The organism is Clostridium sp. SM-530-WT-3G (genome assembly GCF_012843905.1).
In the GTDB taxonomy this organism is placed as follows: Bacteria; Bacillota; Clostridia; order Clostridiales; family Clostridiaceae; genus Clostridium.
Window position 1 is genome coordinate 132830 of sequence record NZ_JABAGC010000004.1, and the last position, 22858, is coordinate 155687.

Consider the following 22858-nt stretch of genomic DNA (forward strand, 5'->3'; position numbering starts at 1 on the left):
CAATGGACAGCTTATCCTATTAATAAATTATATTTTACTAAATTAACAATTTATTTTGCTTAAATTATGCTTTCTATATGTTATTTATATAAAATACCTTGTACATATTCATTTAAATAGTCATCTTCTACTATTATTGTATCCCTGCATTTTTTATGTCCTCTGAAACATCTGTAAATTTATCGAAGTTATTCTTAAAGTCTTCAGCAAGCTTTAATGCTTTGCTGTCATATTCATTTTTATCTTTCCAAAGTCCCCTTGGATTTAATACTTCTGGTGGAACTCCTGGACATGTTTCTGGAATTGATAATTTAAATACTGAATGTTCATAAAATTTAGCATCTTTTAAGGTATTATTTATAACTGCATTTACCATTGCTCGTGTATAATTTAAATCTATTCTACGTCCAATTCCATATGGTCCACCTATCCATCCAGTGTTTATAAGGTACACATCAGAGTTAAATTTCTTTATCTTTTCTCCTAAAAGATTAGCATATATAACTGGATTTAAAAGCATAAATGGAGCTCCAAAGCATTCTGAAAAAGTAGATTGCGGTTCTGTAATACCACGCTCTGTACCTGCAACTTTACTTGTATATCCAGACATAAAGTGGTACATTGCTGCTTCTTTGGATAATTTACTTATTGGAGGCATTATTCCTGTAGCATCTGCAGTAAGAAATATTATTCTGCTTGGAATAGACCCTATACCACTTAGTTCAACGTTTTGTATGTGATTTACTGGATATGCCGCTCTTGTATTTTCAGTAAATCGTTTATTATAATAGTCAGGGCTTCTATTTTCATCTAAAACAACATTTTCTAATAATGCGCCAAATTTAATAGCATTATATATTTCAACTTCTTTTTCTTTATTTAAATCTACTACTTTTGCATAACATCCTCCTTCAAAGTTAAATATTCCATGGTCTGACCATCCATGTTCATCATCACCTATAAGCTTTCTAGATGGATCAGTTGATAATGTTGTCTTTCCTGTTCCAGATAAACCAAAGAAAATTGTTGTACTTCCATCTTCACCTTTATTAGCAGAACAGTGCATTGGTAATATTCCCTTTTGTGGTAGTAAAAAATTCATAATTGAAAACATAGCTTTTTTAATTTCACCACAGTAAGCAGTTCCCCCTATTAATACAAGCTTCTTTGAAAAATCCATTAATATAAATGCTTCAGAATTAATACCATCTTCTTTTCCCTTAGCTTTAAAACCTGGTGCACATATGACATTAAATTCTGGTTCAATTTTTTCCAATTCTTCCTCTGTTGGTCTTATAAAAATCTGATTTGCAAATAGAGCCTGACTTGCATATTCACACACCACTCTTATTGGCATTCCATACTTTTCTGAAGCCCCAACATATCCATCAAATATAAATAAATTTTTACCCACAAGATAATTTGATAAATCCTTATGTAGTTTGATAAATTTTTCTTCTTCTATAGGAAGATTAACTTTCCCCCAATTTATAGTATCCTTTGTAATATCATCTTTTACTATAAACCTATCTTTAGGAGATCTACCTGTATACTTCCCTGTATTGACTACTAATGCTCCATTATCTGATAATATGCCTTCCTTTCTTTTTAATGAATGTTCTATAAGCTGAGGCACTGATAAATTCCTATATATATTCTTATAATTATACAAATTTAAATAATCTAGATTCTTAATCATTCATAATCCCCCTTATAATCATTATTAATTTATATATACTTATTGCATAAATAATTTCAATATAATTCAATTTTTAAAGTTATTCTTGCATTTTTGTGTATTTATATTAAATTTTTGAACCATTATGTATTTATTATATGCATTTTCTCATACAAAAATCACAAAAATATATACTTCGGAGAAATAATTATACCTAGAAAAATTTATACAAGTGAATTTTGTAATAAAAAATAATGCAGATATATTACTTTACTAATACATCTGCATTATTGCATATACTTTTATAATTTATATTTTTTATAACAACTTAAATATTTATAATACATTTCTAATTGTTATTATACTCGTCTACTTCTTCTACATCTTCTAATTCGCTTATTATTCCAATATTTCCACCGTTATATTTAGAAGTGTTTACTTTAAAACCATCAGTATCTTTAATTATATTGCCACCATTATTAAATGTTACTTGCGCAGCAGCATTTCCATCAAGATTTGTAACAACCAGTTGATTGAATGGTATTTCAATATTATTCGCATCAAATGCAAGCTTAAATTCTCTATTCATAAGACGTTTGGCTTGATATAAAAATCCTTCATCTACATTTGCTGCAATTCTTAAATCAACACTGGAGCTTCCAAGATTTTGTACTCCAAGGTATACAGGTGCTACTTTGAATACATCAGGATATTTCTTTTGAATATATGGAATAGTCTTATTTATTACTTTTTCAGCTTCCTCAATTGATTGATTGTAACTCATTCCAATATCACATACAGCAACACTATTTCTTCTTGAAAGGTTTTGTACGTTATTTATATCACTATTATTTACTATTTGAATATTTCCACCAACATCAAGAAGCTGTGTTGTTCTTATTCCTATTTTAGCTACTGTCCCTCTAAATCCATTTATAGTAACAATATCACCTACATTTAGTTGTCCTTCAAAAATAAGAAATATACCTGCTATTATATCATAAATTATATGCTGAGCACTGAAACCAACAATTAAACTGACTAATCCTACACTGGCAAATAGTGCAGTCATATTTACACCAAGTATACTTAAACTTACTATTATACCGACTAAAACAGCTCCATAACCTATTACGCTTTCAAGTAATACCTTTAATGTTTCCTTATGACGATTTTCAAAATGAATAAACTTAAATATAATTGTAGTTACTGTACGAATTATATATACAACTATAAATATGAGTATTATTGCTATTAACTTATCTGAATTGTTTAATATATTCTCTACTATCTTATTAAACTGCCCCATATAAGTGGACATTATTTCTGTCACATTACTTTTTGATGAATGATTTACAAAAGGTATATAATTAGGATGTGTTGCAAAAAATAATATTATTATACCTATTATTGATAAAATAATCCTTTTAGCTGTTAATTTGTTTATACTTTTTTGCATTTTAATTTTTTATCTCCTTGTCTTTCTATTTACTTATTGACCATGCAAAACCGTTATTCTTTGGTAAAACATAATTATCTGTTCCATCAATAGAAGTAATTTCAGCCATGTATTCCCCTGGTTCTGTTGCCGAATTACCCTCTATATTAAAGTTTAGAAGATCTCCTGGCACAATATTTCCCAATACAGCATCCACAGTATGTTTATTATCATCATACTTATAATCCTTTTTCCCATTCCATTCAATTGTAACCTCACGAGGATTTATTACCCATGATACTACCTTTTCTTCACCATTTCCATCAGACCATTCATAATTTTTAGTATTATTCAACCTAATCTTAATTTGATAAGTTCCTGCATCCTTTGCAGACATTGTTCCAAAATACTTAAAATCACCATCATCTATAAATTTTGGAGACTGAATTTTTCCATTATAAGTGGTTTCTTCTATTAATGGTACTGGCGGATTAATAATCTTTTTATTAATCTTTATTTTAAAATCACCTGTATAAGGTTCATAACCTTCTTTAGATACTTTATAATATACAGTATATTCTCCTGCATCCTTGTATTCTGGTACTTTATCTAAGTCTATTTTATCTATGCTTTTGCCATATTTAACAACTGCACCTTCAGGAATATTTTGCAAATCCCCAGAATGTTCTTTTCCATCATAAACTCCATCATAACTCCTAGAAGAAATTTCAAATTTTTTAATCTCCTCTTTTTTATCTTTAGGTTTATTTTCAGTTTTCAGAACCTGTGCTTTAACATCTTTAGTCTCTTTTTTATTTTCTTCTTTATTATCAGTTGGAAGAGCCTCACTAATTGGAAGAACTTCATTAGTAGAAGGCAAAGTATCATAGGCAGTCTGTGATTCTTCAGACACATCTTCGTATTGACTTTCTACCTGTACCATATTTAATTTATTATTAGAGTACGAATTACCTACCCCTACAGATGCCACACATAATGCAAGAGCTGAAACTGCAGTCCCCATAGATGTACCAATTGCAATTGCAGAAGTTTTACCTACTATTTCTTGTTGAACTGAAGATAAATCAGATGAAACTTTTGAGGAATTAAAATTATTTGTTGTATTTGTCGTGTTATTTGTTTGATTATTTTCTTCAGTACTTAATTCATTAGAAAATTCTTTACTATAATCAATTTCGCTTTTTATGGAATTAAATTCACTCTCATGTAAAAACTCACTACTCAAACTATTAAATTCACTATTTCTAAATTTAAGCTCTATATTGTCAAATTCCTTCATTGTCTCTCCATTATATATTTATTATCAAAATTAACTATTATATATAGCAATTCTTTTTAATATATCTGCAATAAATATTTTAATATTAAATTATTCTTTTCTAAGAATATCTACAGTATGTGCACTTGCCCCTAAAAGTTCAGGTCTTTCGCAAGTTGAAAGATGATAATCCATAAATATTTTAAATGTTTCATCATCCATATCACGTAATATATGTCTTATGTAGTCTGCTGGTCCATCTGCAGCAATTATTTTAATTCTATTAAGACCTGCACCATCCCTAATATTATTAATATCTTCAAGTCTCACATAATCATACAAATCCTCTGGTTTAGATACAACATGAAAATCTTCCGTAACCTTACCTGCTGCAATAGACTCTTTAATATGATTTTCCTTAAATCCATATGTAATAATACTGTATTCATTCATCAAATAAGCAACTAAAATTACTCCACCTTTTTTAGTCACTCTTTTTGCTTCACTAAGTGCTTTAATTTTGTCTTCAATAGTATATAAATGATACATTGGACCAAACACTAATGTAATATCAAAAGATTCCTCTTTAAATCTAGATAAATCAAGGGCTGTCCCTTGATATGCTTTAACTGAACTCTTTTTAGCTTTTAGCATCCCCAAATTATGCTTAACAAGCTCTACTGCAGTAACATCATAGCCTTCATTGGCAAGTTGAACTGAATATCTTCCAGTTCCAGCTCCAACATCTAGAATTTTCACATCTTTATTATCACCTATACATTCATGAATATATTTCATAGAAGTTATATATTCTACCTGTCCATGTCTTCTGGTAAGCCTTTTATCTTCACAAAATTTATTATAATGCTTCTCTAATTCTTTTGTCATATTTTTAGTTACCTCATTTAATTAAATTAATTTTATATTTCAACAAATATTTTACTACAATATAGACAAAATATAAATTTATTTATTTTCAAATTATCAATGCAAAATATTCCACAATTCTGCAATAAAAGATGTATTATTCAATTTTAATTTTATAGTAACTCTTTTGACCGTATCATTCTAAACTCCAAACATTTAGAGCGATACACTTTGTATAAATAATCTATATATATATATATATATTTATAAATTATTAGAATAACATTGAGCATCTAAGAATTGTACCATAACCTAGATGCTCAACATTATTTATATACTTCCAATTCATTGTTTTTCATATTTTCATTAATAGCTTCGATAAATTTTTCAGCAATTTCAGGATCAAATTGAGTTCCTGAACATCTTCTAATCTCTTCTAATCCTTCTTCATAACTCATCTTTTTATTATAAGGTCTGCTAGAAGTCATAGCATCAAAACTATCTACTATTGTTAATACTCTTACAAGATATGGAATTTCTTCACCTTTTAAATTACTTGGATAACCTTTTCCATCATATCTTTCATGATGATATAAGATAAGTGGAATAATTACATTTAAAGCTTCTACTGGTTTTATTATTTCAACTCCATTTGCTGGATGCTGCTTTAATATTTCCCACTCTTCATTATCAAGCTTCATTTTTTTAACCAATATATTTTTGCTTATATTAATTTTTCCTATATCATGCATATACGCACCATAAATTAATATATTCTTATCATTTTGACTAAGATTAAGCTTATCAGCCATCATTCTACTATACATTACAACTCTTTCAATATGTCCATATGTATATTTATCCTTTGCATTAATAACACCTATAAGCGTTTTTACAGATGTAACAAGTTCAACATCTTTTTCATCTATGTTGCTCTTAATTTCATCTAAAATTGAAGTATAAGCTTCAACTCTATTCTTATAGAAAAACTTTGCTCTATATAATGCATCATCTGCGCTCTTAATTAATTCAGTATCATTTTTGGCTTTATCAGGATAAACTGACACACCAAATGAAGCTGTCACCTTACCTTTTGGTTGAGTTTCTTCTCCTTCAAAATGTTCATCTTCGATTTTCATTCTTAATCTTTCAGCTATCTTTAAAGCATCTTCTTCACAAGTATTAGGCAATATAATAGCAAATTCTTCTCCACCATATCTAGCACATATATCATTTTCCCTTACATTTTCCTTTATTACCTTACCCATTTTTTTTAAAACATAATCGCCTTTTTGATGGCCATTCAAATCATTATAGTATTTAAAATTATCTATATCTATAAAAATCACAGATACAGAAGATTTATTCTTGCTTGCAATATTAACTTTTTCACTTAATTTATCATAAAAATATCTATGGTTATAAAGCTCAGTAAGTCCATCAATATTAGCTATATTTTCTAAATACTTGATGTGTTCTCTCTCCATCTCAGTATAATAACCTAATGGTAATGCTGTTAACATAAATACTCCGGCTAGAACAAGATCTTCCTGAAAATAATAATTTATAGTTGCATTAGGAAAGAAAATGATATCTAAACTCAAAATTATAATTGAAGATATTATAGCTGAAATAAGTCCACTTTTCTTTCCAAATTGAATTGTAGTCATAATTATTATAAACAAAAATAATAATTTAGCGTGTGTATCTCTAACCCCACAAATTATTACAACAATTGTGAACAACACCATAAACAAACCAATTTCAATCTTATTAAGAAAATTTTTATACTCATTATCTGCTATATTATTAAAAAAGGACCATAATGAATATATAAAAATTAATACCACCAATGGTAAAAGTATATAAATAATCATATGGCATGCATTGTCTTTCCATAACAGATTATCTCTATTTATTGCAGATATAAATGTTTTAGATAACAATATACCCACTAATAATAATGCAGATAACTTAACAACTGCTACAATATTATTAATCTGCTTCTGCTTTTGATTTTCTGTCTTACACATAATACACCTCTATACCATAATGAGGCATATTGCCTCATTATATTTGCTGTTATTCATCTCTTAAGCATTTAGGCTCTTCTGGTTGATAATGAGACCAGAAGCATGCTGATGTTGCAACTATAGATGCAGCTGCTGTAGCTATTGCAGCAATACCTAATAATAATTTATTTTTCATTATATAAATACCTCCATAAAAATTTTAATTAATATATTTAAATATATTATGTCCTGCTTGAGTTAATGAGAAAACCTGCCACACTACTCCACTGCAGATACATAAAATATATTTTAACACTACTGTTTTTTTAGTAATTGCAAAAATTAATAAGCACAATATAATAACCAATAAATACATACTTAAAATAATTAATGATGATTTCTTTAATCTCAATTTCTTTTTCATACTACGTATTGGCTTATTGGGACTATCAACTGGTGCAAGCTTATAAATAAGGTAATAAGCATATAAAAATATAATAATAATTAATAAGCAGACATATAGAAAACTTATATTTATGTTTTTCAAAATACATGCCAGTCCAACACTAAATGTAGTTCCTATTAGTACACATTTTTCTGGAGAACTTGCATGTGCACCACCAGAACTTTTTCTTAATATACTTACAACAAATGAAATAATTAATGATTCAATTAATACATTAAAAATCATTCCAAATATTATTACACAGATAATGTTTATAATCATTTGACTTAAAGCAAATATTCCGTATTTGACTACATCCGCTTTTTCTTTATTCAAATCTAATTCCTTTGCCAAATAGCTTGTAACATTATCACACATAGAACTAATAATATTCATTTTTCTTCCTCTTTTTAATAACGTATATAATCACTGTTATAAATAAATATATTATTAAAGATGGAATCCCACATAAAGTTTTTGTAATATTATTATCCATCAAACTTTGTATATTATTACCAAATAATAAATTTAAAAATAGCATATTTAATGCTTCACAAACAAATAAAAATATGGTGCAAAGCATTGATGCTTTTATACTCATAAGTATATCTACTTTATAAAAAATAGTAATAAGTGCAATCATAACAAAAATATTTATCATAGTATGAACACCATAATTTATTGGTAGTCTCCTTACTAAATATTCAAGTAATGAGAATAAAACGCTGCAAATAACATACTCATTTCTTTTAACTTTTACACCGCATAAAATGTTTATTGATAAAATCAATATAAAAGCTTCTGGTAATGTTCTTGCTAAATATTCAAATAGAGTTAAGCTTAACAATTTTTATTTTCCCCCTGTAAATTAATTTTTTTTATAGAATAGTATATTATAAGAAATACAAACACTCTTATACATACATCTCCAACACTTAATATGGTATATCCTAAATCAATATAATCAGTTAAAAATTTTATATTGGAATTCATACTCCCTAAAATATGAATATCATTAACTCTATGATAATTTTCCAAGGTAGTTCTTCTAACATGATATGACAATGATTGAAATACAGGCATAAATCCACCATTAGCCTTTATTGCAATATCATTTAGTATCCCTCCAAATACCATAAAAGCTGATCCAATAATAGCTTGAACATATAACTTATACTTAAATATTAATCCCCAGTACAATAATAGATATACAGTTGTTGCACTTCCAAATATCTCTAAAATCTTATAATCACCATAATAAGCAAAGAATTGTCCTATTACAGTAATAATTTCAAATCCAATTACAGGATATATTGCCCATGTCTTAAATAAAGGTTTAATATCATATTTCTTTATTTTCGCCCATAGCAATGACAATATTATTGTTTCAAGCATATCTCCTCCTAAGTAAAATATATTTTTAACTAATTAGTAAATTATTGAGCGAACTTATTTATTATAATATTTATCGACTTTTTTTGCTATAGTTTTTTTAAAATATTATATTCACTTTAAATTTAACATCATTTCTCCACATATTTTATCATATCAAAAATAATCAACTTGTTTTATTTTGTCGAATTCATAATTCTAAAAATACACACCTCAAACCATAAGGTGTGTATCTTTATATTTTATAATCAACTTAAATATTTAATATATTTTCCTTCCAGCTTTATCTTTTATACCAGTCATTCTATAAAAATAAGTATTTATTCTATCTCTCCATTCACATGCACTTTCAAGCTGTTCCTTCAATCTATTTAATACATGTTCATAGATTTCTATATCTACTTTCTCTTTAAGTTTCATCCACTTACCTATAAAATTTTCTACATTTTCGTATCCTTTAAAATGAGTATCATATATATGTTGAATCACAGTTTTACCACTTTTTAATTTCTTGGTATAAGGTACATGATGGAAAAATAATATAAGTTCATCAGGACATTTATTTATATCTTCATAGATACTGCTTAATGGGTAATTATATTGTCCACTATATCCTGTACCAGTTTCAACAGTTCTGTCTATTCCAATTCCTCTACAGTCTGCCCTATTATAAGTTCCCCATGGTGAAAATTCATATCCATCAACATCTGGTCCATAATGCACTGTTGGTGTTACCATCCATCCTATTCCAAGTGGTGATGTATAATCTTCATATGTTTTCCATGATTCTCTTAATATGAAGCCTGTATTCTTAATTACCTCTTCATCATTACCTAAAGACTGCTTAATCCATTCTTTAATTATCTGTTCACTTGAAATATCATAATTCCAGCAGATTCGTCCAAAACCATAAAGATTAGCTTGAGCTAAATAATGCCCTGTCCAGTTTTCATCATTGCCAATATTGGCAATGCCAGCAATTCCACTTATTCTTTCACCTGCTTCTGATTTTTTTCCTTCTGCATAGGTACTTTGTTTTAATGCTTCTTTCCACATAGGTACTAAGAAACATACATGCTTCTGCTGTCCTGTATATTCTTGAGTAATTTCTAACTCCATTATCTTATTAGTATTTTGCATTGTTCCAAACAAAGGTGAAAGAGGTTCCCTAACCTGAAAATCCATAGGTCCGTTTTTTATTTGAAGATAAACATTATCCATAAACTTACCATCTAAAGGATTAAAACAATCATACGCTGCCTTTGCCCTGTCAGTTTTATAATCTCTCCAATCTTGCCTACAATTATATACGAAACATCTCCATATAACTATTCCACCATATGGTTTTAGTAATTCTGCAAATAAATTTGCTCCATCTGCATGATTTCTACCATAAGTAAACGGTCCTGGTCTGCCCTCTGAATCGGCTTTAATCATGAAGCCCCCAAGTTCTGGAACTCTTTCGTATATAAACTCTATCCTTTCTTCCCACCAATTTTTAACATCATCATTTAATGGATCTGAAGTATCTAAATATCCTAGAGTTATTGGTGAAGCAAAATTTATACTTAAAAAGACTTTAATTCCCCACTTACCGAAAATATCACTTAAAGATTTAACCATATCTATCTTTTCTTCAATAAGCTCTGTTTCTTCTTTATGCACATTTGTATTATTAATAACTATTGAATTTATACCTACTGAACACAGTAATCTTCCATAATCATTAATTCTTTTTGTATTTTCATTAAGTACATATTCATCATCAAAGCTATCTCTTATAACTTGACTATTAGCTCCTATTCCTATAGTTGCCATTATAGATTTTGTTCTTTCCCTATTTTTTCTACCTTCATATAATATCGAACTTCCAGCATATCCTCTTTCTATAGTTCCATCAATATTATCCCATTGATTTATAATTCTTAAATCTTTTTTAGGATTTTCTATAATTAATTGACTTTCATCATAAGAATTGCAATCAATTAATCTTAAAAATCCAAATACACCATATAGAATTCCATTTTGAGAAACACCTTGAATTCTTATGCATTCATTCTTATCATCTACTTTCTGATACTTTATGCAGTATCCATCATTAACCAGATTATTTTCAAATGTATATTCTAATACTAAATATTTATTATTATCTACTTTACTTTCATCCTCATAAATTAATATTCCAGAAATGCAATTCATATCCAAATCTTTACTTTCAGTATCTAAAACACTTCTATTTAATTCACTTAATGCTGTATCTATTAATTTTCCATTACACTTAACAACAATATTTTTCAAATACTCTTTGTAGCTACTATTGTTAACTCCTTTATGGCTTAACCAGCATGAATACATGGAATTCTCTTTATTTCTCATACTTTCACCTCACCAACACTTTAGAAATTAGTCTAAATATTTTATTAATGTTCTACGTACTGCACCTATTCCAGATATTAATTCTTCAAAATATTCTTCAACCTGTTTTGCAAGACCAACCCTATATAAATCAATTCCAAATATATTTTCATTTGATAATATAGGCATTAAATAACTTGTAAATAATCCTCTCTGACCAAGTTTAATGTCTTTAACACATTCCTTTAAAGTAGATAACATTGGATCAAAACTTAATTCAAATTCTTTCCCTTCATCATCTACACCTAAAAGATACCTGCACCATCCTGCAATAACAAGAGGTATATACTTCAAATCTTCAATTTCTAATTCATCACTATCGACATATGCTTTAATAGTTTCTCCATATCTAATAGAAAGCTTTTGTGAAGTATCTGTTGCTATTCTTTGAGGAGTATCAGGCATAAAAGGATTAGGAATTCTTATATTTATTACTTCATCTATAAAGTCTTTAGGATTAATTATTCTAGGATTTACAACTACAGGAAGCCCCTCTTCATAACCTATCTTTTTCACTAATTCCTTTAATTCTTTATCATTCATTTCTTCTGAAATTCTAGTATAAGATAAAAGACATCCAAATACTGCAAGTGCTGTATGAAGTGGATTTAAGCATGTACATACTTTCATTTTTTCAACTTTATCTACAGTATTTCTATCTGTAAATTTAACTCCTGCTTCTTCAAGCGCTGGTCTTCCATTAGGGAACCAGTCTTCAATTACAAGATATTCACATTCTTCTGAATTAGTAAAATTACTTACATAAGTATTTTTATTAGTAACCTTAGGCTCAACATCTTCAATTCCATCATTTATAAGAACTTCCATTACTTTTAAGTCTGGCCTTGGAGTAATCTTATCTATCATAGACCATGGGAATGACACTAACTGAGGATTATTAATATAATCTTTAAATCCTTTTTCAACTAATCCATTATCTTCCCAGACTTCTGCAAATTTATTAACTGCATCATATAATTTACTTCCATTATGAGAACAGTTGTCCATGCTTACTAAAGCAAGCTTTTTCTTTCCACTTAAATATCTTTCATACACTAATGATGCAATTTTCCCCATATAGCTAATTGGCTTTTTATAACCATTTTTAAAATCTTCTTCTACATCTTTAAGAGTATTATTATTCTTATCTACAAGATAATATCCTTTTTCTGTTATAGTAAAGCTGGCCATTTGAAGAGAATCTTTTCTAAATATCTCCTTTAATCTATCAAAATCCTCTTTGAATTCTGGATCAGCTTTAAGACTTTCCGACATACTACCTACTACTGTCTTTTCTATTGAACCATCACTTTTTAAAATTACAAGTATATTTAAATTGTCGCATGGTCTATTTATTGCATCTATAATTTCACAGTCATATCCTTCTGCAACTACTATTCCTTTGTCAGTTTTTCCTTCATTTAAAAGCTTTTGCTGAAGCATAGCTGGAAAAGCTTTAAATATATTACCACTTCCAAAGTGAACCCATACTGGATTTTCCTTTGTACTTTGAATCATTTTTTCTATATTAAATTCAGGAATATTATAATTTCTGCTTTTCCAAAACTCTTTATCACACAAATTCTTATAATTTAATTTCATCTATAATACCTCCATACTTTTCATGCTCCAATTATATAAATTTAAGAACTATAAACTATTATTTAGATGATTTTTGAAGGCTTTCCCATATACCATTTAAATATGTTGCACCTAGTGCTCTATCATATAATCCATAGCCTGGCATTGATACTTCCCCCCATATATTTCTTCCATGATCAGGCCTAATTACTCCATCAAATCCTGTTTCATATAAAGTTTTCATTATTTCATACATGTCCAATGAACCATCAGATGATAAATGAGCTGCTTCATCAAATTTTCCTTTTCCTTGATATTTAATATTCCTAACATGTGCAAATGGTATTCTTCCCTTTAAGCTTCTTATAATATCACAAATATCATTATCAGGATTCGAACCAAGGGAACCTGTGCATAAAGTAACACCATTGCATGGACTATCTACAGCCTTCATTAACCTTAATAAATTTTCCTTATTTCTAATTATTCTTGGTAATCCAAATACAGGCCAAGCTGGATCATCTGGGTGGATAGCCATTCTTATATTATATTTTTCACATGTAGGAATAATTGCTTCAAGAAAATACTTTAGATTTTCAAATAGCTTTTCTTCATCTACACTACTATACATTTCAAATAATTCTTTTAATTTTGAAAGTCTTTCTGGTTCCCACCCAGGTAATGTAAATCCATTAGACATTGATTCCATAGAAGTCTTTAAATTATTAGGATTAATCTTGTCTATAAGTTCCTGATCATATGATAAAGCTGTTGAATCATCAGGTCTTACTTTAGCTAAATCAGACCTTGTCCAATCAAATATAGGCATAAAATTGTAACATACCATATTTATATTTTCTTCACCTAAATGTTTTAAGGTTTCAATATAGTTTTCTATATATTGTTCACGTTTTCCATTTCCAATCTTAATATCATCATGTATATTTACACTTTCTATTCCTAATAATTTTAGGCCTGCATCTTCCACTTCTTTTTTCATAGCCTTAATTCTTTCTCTGCTCCATACATCTCCAGGCATAGTATCATATAAAGTTGTAATTACACCTTTTACTCCTGGTACTTGTCTTATATTTTCTAAAGTAACACTATCAAATCCAGTTCCAAACCATCTCAATGTCATTTCCATAAGTAATTTCCCCTTTTCTCCTAGCTAATTCTATTATTCTCATACATATTTCTAATAAAAAATCTTATAAAAACTACAGAACTATATCCCATAAGTTCTACAGTTCTTATAAGATATAGTTCTTAAGTTCTGTAAATCCCAAATTTTATAAACTTTTATATACTTAAATCTATACTATCTGGAACTCTAAATTTTAAAATAAGATTTAAAGTTCCAGAAATACTCTTAAGTTATTGCAACTAGAATATTATAATTCAATAATTCCTTCTAATGGTTTTACATTAGTTAATTCAATACTTCTCTTATCTGGTCCACATATACCAGCATAAATTTTAAATTTACTGCTATCTAAAAATCTATTTCCATCATCATCTACAACAGTAAATGAATTCTTATCTATAATCATTGATACAGTCTTCTTTTCACCTTTATTTAGTGACACTCTCTTAAATGCACATAGATTATAATTTCTAACTGCATATTTTGATTCAAGATCTTTAATATAGCATTGTAATACTTCATCTATATTGTAATCACCTATATTTTCAATATCTATATCCACTTTATAATTATCTGAATCACTGCATTTATTTATATTTAAATTATCAATTTTTACTTTTGAATAAGTAAGTCCATAACCAAATGGGTAAAGACTTTCTTCTTCCATGTATCTATATGTTCTGCCCTTCATTGAGTAATCAGTAAATGCTGGTAAGTTATCGCAGTTTTTATAGAAAGTAACTGGTAGTTTACCACTTGGTGAATATTTCCCAAATAATAAATCAGCTAAAGCTTCTCCTCCATGGCTTCCTGGATACCATGCATTAAGTATTGCACTACATCTATCTTCCATTCCACTTAAAGTCATTGCACTTCCTACACCTAAAACTACTATTACAGGTTTTCCTGTATCTAAAATAGTCTTTAATAACCTCTTTTGTGGAGCTGGTAATTCAAGATTTAATTTATCTCCTGCACCTGCACTATTACCTGCATCTCCTTGTTCTCCTTCTATAGCTGAATCTAAACCTAAACATAGAATAGTTACATCAGAGTGTTCTGCCATAGTAACGGCTTCTGCTAGTCTATCATCAGATTCTGCTAAATCTTCAATCTTATCTTTATATAAATGACATCCTTCAGAATAATATACTCTTACAGAATCACCTATAGCATCTTGAATTCCATTTATTAATGTTGTGTATTTTGAAGCAGTTCCAAAGTAGTTTCCACTTAGCATAAGTTCACTATCTGCATTTGGTCCAATTACTGCAACAGATTTAAGTTTTGACTTATCTAATGGAAGTATTCCATCATTCTTTAACAATACCATTGATTTTCTTGCAGCCTCTAATGACATTTCATTATGTTCCTTACTGTCATTTTCTTCATATGGTATATTATTATATTCACAATCATCATCAAACATTCCAAGTCTATATCTTGTAGCCATAAGTCTTTCACACGATCTTGTAATATCTTCTTCACTTACTAAACCTTCTTTATATGCAAGCATCATTTGAAGATATACATTACCACAGTTCAAATCACATCCATTTTTAATTGCTAATGCTGCTGATTCTGTTGCTGTACTTGTAACTCTATGGTTCATGTGAAAATCTAATATTGCCCAACAATCTGAAACTACATGTCCTTTAAATCCCCATTTTTCTCTTAATATATCATTTAATAATGTTTTACTTCCACAGCATGGTTCTCCATTTGTTCTGTTGTATGCTCCCATTACAGCTTCAACATCACCTTCTTTTACACAAGCTTCAAATGCAGGAAGATATGTTTCATACAAATCTTTTTGAGATACTTGTGCATCAAATTCATGACGTAAAGCTTCTGGTCCACTGTGTACTGCAAAATGTTTAGCACATGCAGCTATTTTTAAATATTTTCCTTTTCCTTGAAGACCTTTTACAAATGCAACTCCAAGTTTAGAAGTTAAATATGGATCTTCTCCATATGTTTCTTGACCTCTTCCCCATCTTGGATCTCTGAATATATTTACATTTGGTGACCAAAATGTGATTCCTTTATATATTCCTCTATCACCATGTTTGATATTCTCATTATATTTAGCACGACCTTCTGTAGAAATAGCATCTGCTATTCTTTCTAAAAACTCATCATCAAACATAGCAGCTAGACCAATTGCTTGTGGAAATACAGTAGCTAGTCCAGCTCTTGCCACACCATGAAGGCCTTCATTCCACCAATTATATCTTGGAATATTCAATCTTTCATTTGCTGCAGCTTGATATGTAAGCTGTTCTGATTTTTCTTGTAAAGTCATTTTTGATACAAGTTCTTGTGCCTTTTCTAAAGCCTCTTCATGTGACATTCTCATTTTTTCCATATTATTCTCTACCTCTTTCTCTTAATTTACATCTACAAATATTTCTATAAACTTAATATGCTTATATGTAATTCTTTTCATAGTTTAATATTAGTTTTTTATGGTTGACTTTACAAGATATTACTTATATAATTTTAGACAAATATTATCATTTGAGGTGTTTTATGTTAAAATATGAATCTTATCATTTTGGGGATAATAATTCTTTTTCCTTTTATCATAATATAAATTTTTCTTTCATAAAAAATATTCATAGAAGTTTTGAATATGTTTTCGTAAAAGAAGGACAACTTAATTTAATATTAAAAAACAAAACCTACACTATAACTAAAAACCAAGGTGCATTAATCCTTCCATACGAAATTCATTCCTTTAATACAGATGATTATTCAGATTCATACATATGTGTTTTTTCTCCTGAATACATAAAAACATTTCAAAATATGATTCAAGGTAAATGTCTTGAGAATCCAGTTTTTAATGTATCACCTATGGTACAAGATTTAACTTTCAACACATTATTTAACGACAACGATGATATTCTTTCAATAAAATCATCATTATATATGATTTCATCTGAAATAATTAAACAAACCAAGCTTATTGAGTGTAATAAAACTGATGAAATATTAATCCACAAGGTTCTAAAATATATACAGGATAATTTTACAAATAATATAAGTTTAAAGGATATAGCTTCTAACTTAGGATACAGTTACAATTATCTTTCAAAATATCTTAATGAGACGCTAGGATTATCTTATGTTGATTTTATAAATGAAAATAGGATAAGCCATGCTCTTTATCTTCTAAAGAACACAGACTCATCCATAACTGATATTGCATACATATGTGGTTATTCAAATGTAAGATCATTTAACAGGAACTTTATAAAAATAGTAAAAATAACACCTACAGAATACAGAAATTTATAATGCAAAAGTTATGAATTTCTGTTCTTGCTTTTTTAACACGCTCTTATTTATTTTTTACATACTTTCTTCTTTTTCAATAAAATCTTTTCTATATCTAAAAGGAGTTTTTCCTTTTATTTGAGTAAATTTATTTATAAAATAATCATTATTACTATAGCCTACTTTTTCAGCAATTTCATATATTTTTTCATCACTTCTCTTAAGCATTTCTGCAGCTTTTTCTATTCTAAATTCATTAAGATAATCTTTAAATGAAACTTTATACTTTTTCTTAAAAATCTGCCCTAAGTATGCACTATTTAAATAATATTTTTCACTAAGAGATTTTAAGCTCAACTTGTCCATATAATGTTCATATATTTCCTTATCTATATAGCTTAGTACACCCTTAATAGAATTTTTTCTTAAATTATCTAAATACTCTGCAAAATTTATAGAAAAGTTAGTTAAATTTTTTTCACTATCGCGACTTATAATATTTTCAACATCTAATAATCCTATAAGCTCCAATAATTCTTCTTTATTGCTTTCCTCATTTATATTCTTCTCAATATTAATTAGATTAAATAGTAGATAATCAATATTTATCTTTAATATTTCTCCATCTATATATCCATCCTTAAAGCTTTCATAAAAACTTTTTATACATTTTTTTATTTTGTCTTTATTATTTTCCTCAATACCATTAATAAGCATGTCCATATAATCTTTTTTTACTATCTGTTTTCTACAGCTATCCTTATAAATTTCTTCAAAAAATATTACATTACTATCTTTATTTATTATCTTAAGCATAGTTGCAGTTTCATAAGATTTTTTTATATTATGTATATCTTCCACTGCTTTTCCTACATAGATATAAAATTTATTATTAATTGTCTTTTTAAGTTCACATACCAAATTATTTACATATTCTCGTTCACCAAACACATTTTCTTCTAAAAACTTTTTATCAAATATAAATCCTATGCTATGCATATTTTTTTTATCGTCAAGTTCACAAATCACATTATAATTTCTATTTTTAATTATTTTTACAGTTTCATTATATACATCTAATCTGTATTGATTTTTTTCATCAATTGACATTCCTGCCATATCCACATCTATAAGAATAAACCTAAGATAATCTGATGGTTTTAACTTATCTTCTAAAAACTTAATTGTAGCACTGCCAGCTTTACCAAGTATTAATTTATTTAACTTCATTTGATAGCTGTCATTTTGGGCTTTTTCTATTTTTTGCAAATTATTCTTTTCTACAATAAAATCCTTACTAAATTCATCTAATACACGATTAAGCTCATCTTTTTGTATAGGCTTAAGTACATAATCTTTTACACCATATTTTATTGCAGTTTTTGCATACTCAAATTCATAAAAACCACTTAATACAATAAACTTTATATTATTATATCCATTATCTTTAACGCATTTAATTAGTTCCAGTCCATTCATTACAGGCATCTTAATATCAGTAATAACTAAATCAACAGATTGATTTTTTATTATCTCCATGGCTTCATTCCCATTTGAAGCCTCTCCTATTATCTCACAACCATGATCCTTCCACTTTATTAACAGTTTTAATCCCTGTCTTATAAATGGCTCATCATCAACAATTAATACCCTTATCATCACACTTCCTCCTCAATCTTATCTATATCAATCTTTATTACAATGTCAGTCCCTTTATTTAAAACACTTGTAATATAAAACTCCATTGTATTATTACAATATTTCTGCATTCTCATATATGCATTAAGAAGACCTAAACTCTTGTTATTTTTATATATCTCACTTTCTCCATGCTTTATTTTTCTTCTTATACTCTGAAGCTGTTCTTTATCCATACCACATCCTGTATCAAAAACCTTGATTATAAGATAATTTTCTTCCAGATATGTGTTTACATATACATTTCCATTTCTAGCAATACCTTCTATGCCATGAACACATGAATTTTCTACAAGACTTAGTATAGTCAGTTTAGGTATTTTTATATTTTTACTACTTTCATCTATTTTAAATTCATAAGATAGTTTTTCTCCAAATCTATACTGCTGAATCTTTAAATAACTATCAACAAAATTTATTTCGTCTTCAATTGTAATATGGTCATCTCCCCAATTAATGGTTGTCCTTAAAAGCAATGCCAGTTTTTCAATTATTTCCGCAGTTTCATCTTCGCTTTTTATAAGACTTCTCATTCTTATGCTTTCAAGTATATTAAATAAAAAATGTGGATTCACCTGACTTTGAAGAGCTCTAAGTTCTGCTTGATTCTTAGAAAGCTGAAGAGTCTTTTTTTCCATTTCTTCCTTAAACGCAACCTCTATAAGCTGTTTTATTTTCCTTACCATAAGATTATAACTTCTAATCAATTCTCCAATCTCATCTTTGCCTTCTACACATTTAATTTCATTGAATTCTTCATGCTTAACCATATCAAGATAATTATTTATTATTTTAACTCTATCACCTAATGATTTTGATACTACATATATAACTATTGTTGGAAATACTAAATTGAAAACTACTAAAATTCCAAGAAATATTTTTATCTGGCTATTTTCAGAACTTATAGGTGAAACTTTGTCTGCTGAAATTTTTATTTTCCATGGTTCTTTCAAACTACTAAATTTTATTTCTTTTTCAATCATTACATCCTTATTGGCTACTTCATAAATACTCCCAAAATTTTTATTATCATAATAAGAATCCTTATTTGAAAATAAAATATTGTTTTCTGTACATATATATAAATTATCATTCATTTTCTCATTAAGTACTTTATAAGCTAGTGAATCATAATCCATATCTATTTTCATTATCTTTTCAGTATCATCTTTATAATAGTCTAATTTCCTTACTATACTTAATTCTCTTGGTGACTTATCAAATATTGATCTATTTTTTCTATTATATCCTGTTGTCAATGTCATATTGCCATTATTTTCTTTATACTTTTTATACCAATCTTCCTTTCTAACATCATCTGTAAGTTTAAAAAAATTGGAACCACTTATTATTGTATTATTAGATGTATAAATATTAATTTTATAAACTTTCTGGTTGTTAAAGTAATATTTAATAACATTACTCTGAAGCATCATGTTATATTTTTCATAAAAGTCTTTCTCTTCTTCATATTTAGTGGTTATTAAATCGTTTAACTTAGAATCTGCATATAAGTAATTAGAAACTGAAATTGCTGATTCAACATCTGATTTTATGTTATATTCAATTCTCTCCATAACATGTTCTAAATTTATCCTCTGCTCCTTTTCAAGATTATCTTCTGTTGTAAAGTATATTATAGAATCTGTTATTATTAGAGGAATAAGAACACATGTTATGTATATTATGCTTAACTTTTTCTTTATACTGTAATTATTTAATGTAATAAATTTTCTCACACCTTAGCACCCTTTTTTACCCTTAAATGTATTTTTCAATAATATTATATAATTAATTTACAAAAAAATACAGAAGTTCATTGAATTAAGCTATCTATCTTACATTAAATAATCTAAAAATATAGTATATTAACATAGTAAAAGAATACCACAGGTTTGACCTATGGTTCCGGAAAGCTTTCAGCTATGAGTAGAAAAAAGATCTTATGAATATAGTAGAACTAGTTTTGTAAGGTTAAATATAAAAAACTACTGAATAAAAATGAGAAAAAATTAATTTTGAATAATTGGTAAAGTTGGATTGGAATTTTAAAGTTAATTAATCATCCAAAAGAGCCATTTTAATGGCACTAGGGGATGTTTTGCGATAGACAATTATTTCAATGTGCGAATAGCACAGCCAGTAACAAAGCCTTCAAGGCGCAGAGCAAACCACCCGTTTTACGGGTGGTCATGATTAATATTAATTGTTATAATAAAGACTTTCTGATGGATACACTGGATCACAAGTAACATCAATTCCAAGTTTACTTAATGTATCCTCATCACTTCTAGATAATATTGTAGTTGAATGGGCCTGACATCCCTTAAGAAGTGCTAATTTTTCAATTGCTGCCTGTGCAGTTGGGTTTGTAGCTGCTGATATACTTAATGCTGTAAGAATTTCTTCTAAATTTAATGAATAATTCTTTTCATGGAAAGTAAGTGATTTTAATCTCATTATTGGTTCAAGTATTACAGGTGATAAAAGGAATATATCATCTGAGATATTTGCAAGGTACTTTATTGCATTAATTGTTGCTGCTGCTGCACCATCCATAAGTTCTGAACTCTTACCTGTTAGTATCTTTCCATCTGCTAATTCTATAGCAACTACTGGACATATATCATTTTCATCCATCTTTAAACTTATTGATTTTTCTCTAGCTGGAAGTACAACCTTTCTGTCAGTTTCTTTAAGATTTACTTCTTCCATTATAAGTTTTGATCTGTCGTATGTTTCCTTATCTGCATATCCCTTTTTGTAGTCACATCCTGTTTTAAAGTATCTTCTTATTATTTCCTGCTTAGATGCTTCTTTAACTACATCATCATTTACAATACCAAAACCAACTCTATTTACTCCCATATCTGTTGGTGATTTATAAACCGATTCCTTTCCAGTAATTTTTTCTATTATTCTCTTTAGAACTGGAAAGCTCTCAATATCTCTGTTATAGTTTACTGTAACTTTACCATAGGCATCCATATGGAATGAATCTATCATATTTACATCTTTTAAATCAACAGTTGCTGCTTCATATGCTATATTTAATGGATGCTTTAAAGGCACATTCCATACCGGGAAAGTTTCAAATTTTGAATATCCCGCAGCATTTCCTCTCTTAGATTCATGATATAATTGACTTAAGCATGTTGCTAATTTTCCACTTCCTGGCCCTGGAGCTGTAACAACAACTATAGGTTTAGTAGTTTCTATGTATGGATTTTTACCGTATCCTTCTTCACTTACAATTGTATCCACATCAGTTGGATATCCTTTTGTAGCTTTATGTTTATATACTTTTATGCCTCTTCTTTCAAGCTTATTAATAAAAACTGTAGTTGCTAGCTGACCATTATATCTAGTAATAACTACACTGTTTACTTCAAGATCATAAGCTCTTAAGTCATCAATAAGTCTTAATACATCCATGTCATATGTTATTCCAAAATCTCCCCTTATTTTATTTCTTTCAATATCGCCTGCATAGACACAGATTATAACTTCGACTTTTTCTTTTAATTTATGTAATAATTTAATCTGACTAGTTGTAAAATGAAATTGAACTAATAAAAAATCCATAGTAGATTATCTGTGTTATGATTTAATCGCGAAACA

General features: G+C 28.1%; 16 protein-coding genes and 1 pseudogene. 1 reads left to right on the forward strand and 16 read right to left on the reverse strand.

Annotated features, from left to right (window positions below):
- Positions 1-133 precede the first annotated feature (133 nt).
- The 13 genes from pckA to HF850_RS03285 all read right to left on the reverse strand — a co-directional run bounded on the left by pckA (position 134) and on the right by HF850_RS03285 (position 16622).
- Complete coding sequence (pckA, locus tag HF850_RS03225) at positions 134-1699, reverse strand: phosphoenolpyruvate carboxykinase (ATP) (RefSeq protein WP_169104042.1); 1566 nt, start codon at positions 1697-1699, stop codon at positions 134-136.
- Between the two features lie 328 nt (positions 1700-2027).
- Positions 2028-3137 carry a mechanosensitive ion channel family protein gene (locus tag HF850_RS03230; RefSeq protein ID WP_169104043.1) on the reverse strand — a complete coding sequence of 370 codons (1110 nt, stop codon included), beginning with the start codon at positions 3135-3137 and terminating at the stop codon, positions 2028-2030.
- 25 nt (positions 3138-3162) lie between these two features.
- Positions 3163-4416, reverse strand: coding sequence for a hypothetical protein (locus HF850_RS03235; protein WP_169104044.1), 1254 nt, complete (start codon positions 4414-4416; stop codon positions 3163-3165).
- A gap of 90 nt (positions 4417-4506) precedes the next feature.
- Positions 4507-5283 (reverse strand): class I SAM-dependent methyltransferase, encoded by a 777-nt coding sequence (locus HF850_RS03240; RefSeq protein ID WP_169104045.1) that lies wholly within the window; start codon positions 5281-5283, stop codon positions 4507-4509.
- Between the two features lie 305 nt (positions 5284-5588).
- Positions 5589-7295 carry a diguanylate cyclase gene (locus tag HF850_RS03245; protein ID WP_169104046.1) on the reverse strand — a complete coding sequence of 569 codons (1707 nt, stop codon included), beginning with the start codon at positions 7293-7295 and terminating at the stop codon, positions 5589-5591.
- Between the two features lie 49 nt (positions 7296-7344).
- Entirely contained in the window at positions 7345-7470 is a 126-nt protein-coding gene (locus HF850_RS03250) for a cyclic lactone autoinducer peptide (protein ID WP_169104047.1), read from the reverse strand.
- A gap of 24 nt (positions 7471-7494) precedes the next feature.
- Positions 7495-8115: an accessory gene regulator B family protein gene (locus HF850_RS03255; RefSeq protein WP_169104048.1), complete on the reverse strand. Its 621-nt coding sequence runs from the start codon at positions 8113-8115 to the stop codon at positions 7495-7497.
- Positions 8102-8566, reverse strand: a complete 465-nt coding sequence (locus HF850_RS03260) for a hypothetical protein (RefSeq protein WP_169104049.1) — start codon at positions 8564-8566, stop codon at positions 8102-8104. Before HF850_RS03260 ends, HF850_RS03255 begins: the two co-directional genes overlap by 14 nt.
- A complete protein-coding gene (locus tag HF850_RS03265; protein ID WP_169104050.1) occupies positions 8560-9114 on the reverse strand; it encodes a DUF5317 family protein in 555 nt (184 codons plus the stop codon). Before HF850_RS03265 ends, HF850_RS03260 begins: the two co-directional genes overlap by 7 nt.
- A gap of 258 nt (positions 9115-9372) precedes the next feature.
- A complete protein-coding gene (locus HF850_RS03270) occupies positions 9373-11487 on the reverse strand; it encodes an alpha-glucuronidase family glycosyl hydrolase (RefSeq protein WP_169104051.1) in 2115 nt (704 codons plus the stop codon).
- Positions 11488-11514: 27 nt separating this feature from the next.
- A complete protein-coding gene (locus HF850_RS03275) occupies positions 11515-13128 on the reverse strand; it encodes a mannitol dehydrogenase family protein (RefSeq protein ID WP_169104052.1) in 1614 nt (537 codons plus the stop codon).
- A gap of 58 nt (positions 13129-13186) precedes the next feature.
- The gene (gene uxuA / locus HF850_RS03280; protein ID WP_169104053.1) at positions 13187-14254 is read right to left on the reverse strand and encodes a mannonate dehydratase; all 1068 of its coding nucleotides are present in this window, start codon (positions 14252-14254) and stop codon (positions 13187-13189) included.
- A gap of 247 nt (positions 14255-14501) precedes the next feature.
- On the reverse strand, positions 14502-16622 hold the full coding sequence (locus HF850_RS03285; protein ID WP_169104054.1) for a glycoside hydrolase family 3 C-terminal domain-containing protein: 2121 nt from the start codon (positions 16620-16622) through the stop codon (positions 14502-14504).
- A 164-nt stretch (positions 16623-16786) separates the two neighbouring features.
- Here HF850_RS03285 and HF850_RS03290 point away from each other — a divergent pair, with 164 nt between their 5' ends.
- Positions 16787-17557: an AraC family transcriptional regulator gene (locus HF850_RS03290; RefSeq protein WP_169104055.1), complete on the forward strand. Its 771-nt coding sequence runs from the start codon at positions 16787-16789 to the stop codon at positions 17555-17557.
- Positions 17558-17611: 54 nt separating this feature from the next.
- On the opposite strand, the gene HF850_RS03295 is transcribed toward HF850_RS03290, so the two are convergent.
- The 3 genes and pseudogenes from HF850_RS03295 to HF850_RS03305 all read right to left on the reverse strand — a co-directional run.
- Entirely contained in the window at positions 17612-19195 is a 1584-nt protein-coding gene (locus tag HF850_RS03295; protein WP_169104056.1) for a response regulator, read from the reverse strand.
- On the reverse strand, positions 19195-20976 hold the full coding sequence (locus HF850_RS16100; protein ID WP_169104057.1) for a histidine kinase: 1782 nt from the start codon (positions 20974-20976) through the stop codon (positions 19195-19197). The genes HF850_RS03295 and HF850_RS16100 overlap by 1 nt, the downstream gene beginning before the upstream one ends.
- A gap of 463 nt (positions 20977-21439) precedes the next feature.
- Positions 21440-22786: pseudogene (locus HF850_RS03305) on the reverse strand (DUF1846 domain-containing protein); the annotation flags it as partial.
- Between the last annotated feature and the right edge of the window lie 72 nt (positions 22787-22858).

Coding starts and splice junctions, on each gene's coding strand:
- pckA (WP_169104042.1), bottom strand. CDS start 1,699: ATGATTAAGAATCTAGATTATTTAAATTTGTATAATTATAAGAATATA.
- HF850_RS03230 (WP_169104043.1), bottom strand. CDS start 3,137: ATGCAAAAAAGTATAAACAAATTAACAGCTAAAAGGATTATTTTATCA.
- HF850_RS03235 (WP_169104044.1), bottom strand. CDS start 4,416: ATGAAGGAATTTGACAATATAGAGCTTAAATTTAGAAATAGTGAATTT.
- HF850_RS03240 (WP_169104045.1), bottom strand. CDS start 5,283: ATGACAAAAGAATTAGAGAAGCATTATAATAAATTTTGTGAAGATAAA.
- HF850_RS03245 (WP_169104046.1), bottom strand. CDS start 7,295: ATGTGTAAGACAGAAAATCAAAAGCAGAAGCAGATTAATAATATTGTA.
- HF850_RS03250 (WP_169104047.1), bottom strand. CDS start 7,470: ATGAAAAATAAATTATTATTAGGTATTGCTGCAATAGCTACAGCAGCT.
- HF850_RS03255 (WP_169104048.1), bottom strand. CDS start 8,115: ATGAATATTATTAGTTCTATGTGTGATAATGTTACAAGCTATTTGGCA.
- HF850_RS03265 (WP_169104050.1), bottom strand. CDS start 9,114: ATGCTTGAAACAATAATATTGTCATTGCTATGGGCGAAAATAAAGAAA.
- HF850_RS03270 (WP_169104051.1), bottom strand. CDS start 11,487: ATGAGAAATAAAGAGAATTCCATGTATTCATGCTGGTTAAGCCATAAA.
- HF850_RS03275 (WP_169104052.1), bottom strand. CDS start 13,128: ATGAAATTAAATTATAAGAATTTGTGTGATAAAGAGTTTTGGAAAAGC.
- uxuA (WP_169104053.1), bottom strand. CDS start 14,254: ATGGAAATGACATTGAGATGGTTTGGAACTGGATTTGATAGTGTTACT.
- HF850_RS03285 (WP_169104054.1), bottom strand. CDS start 16,622: ATGGAAAAAATGAGAATGTCACATGAAGAGGCTTTAGAAAAGGCACAA.
- HF850_RS03290 (WP_169104055.1), top strand. CDS start 16,787: ATGTTAAAATATGAATCTTATCATTTTGGGGATAATAATTCTTTTTCC.
- HF850_RS03295 (WP_169104056.1), bottom strand. CDS start 19,195: ATGATAAGGGTATTAATTGTTGATGATGAGCCATTTATAAGACAGGGA.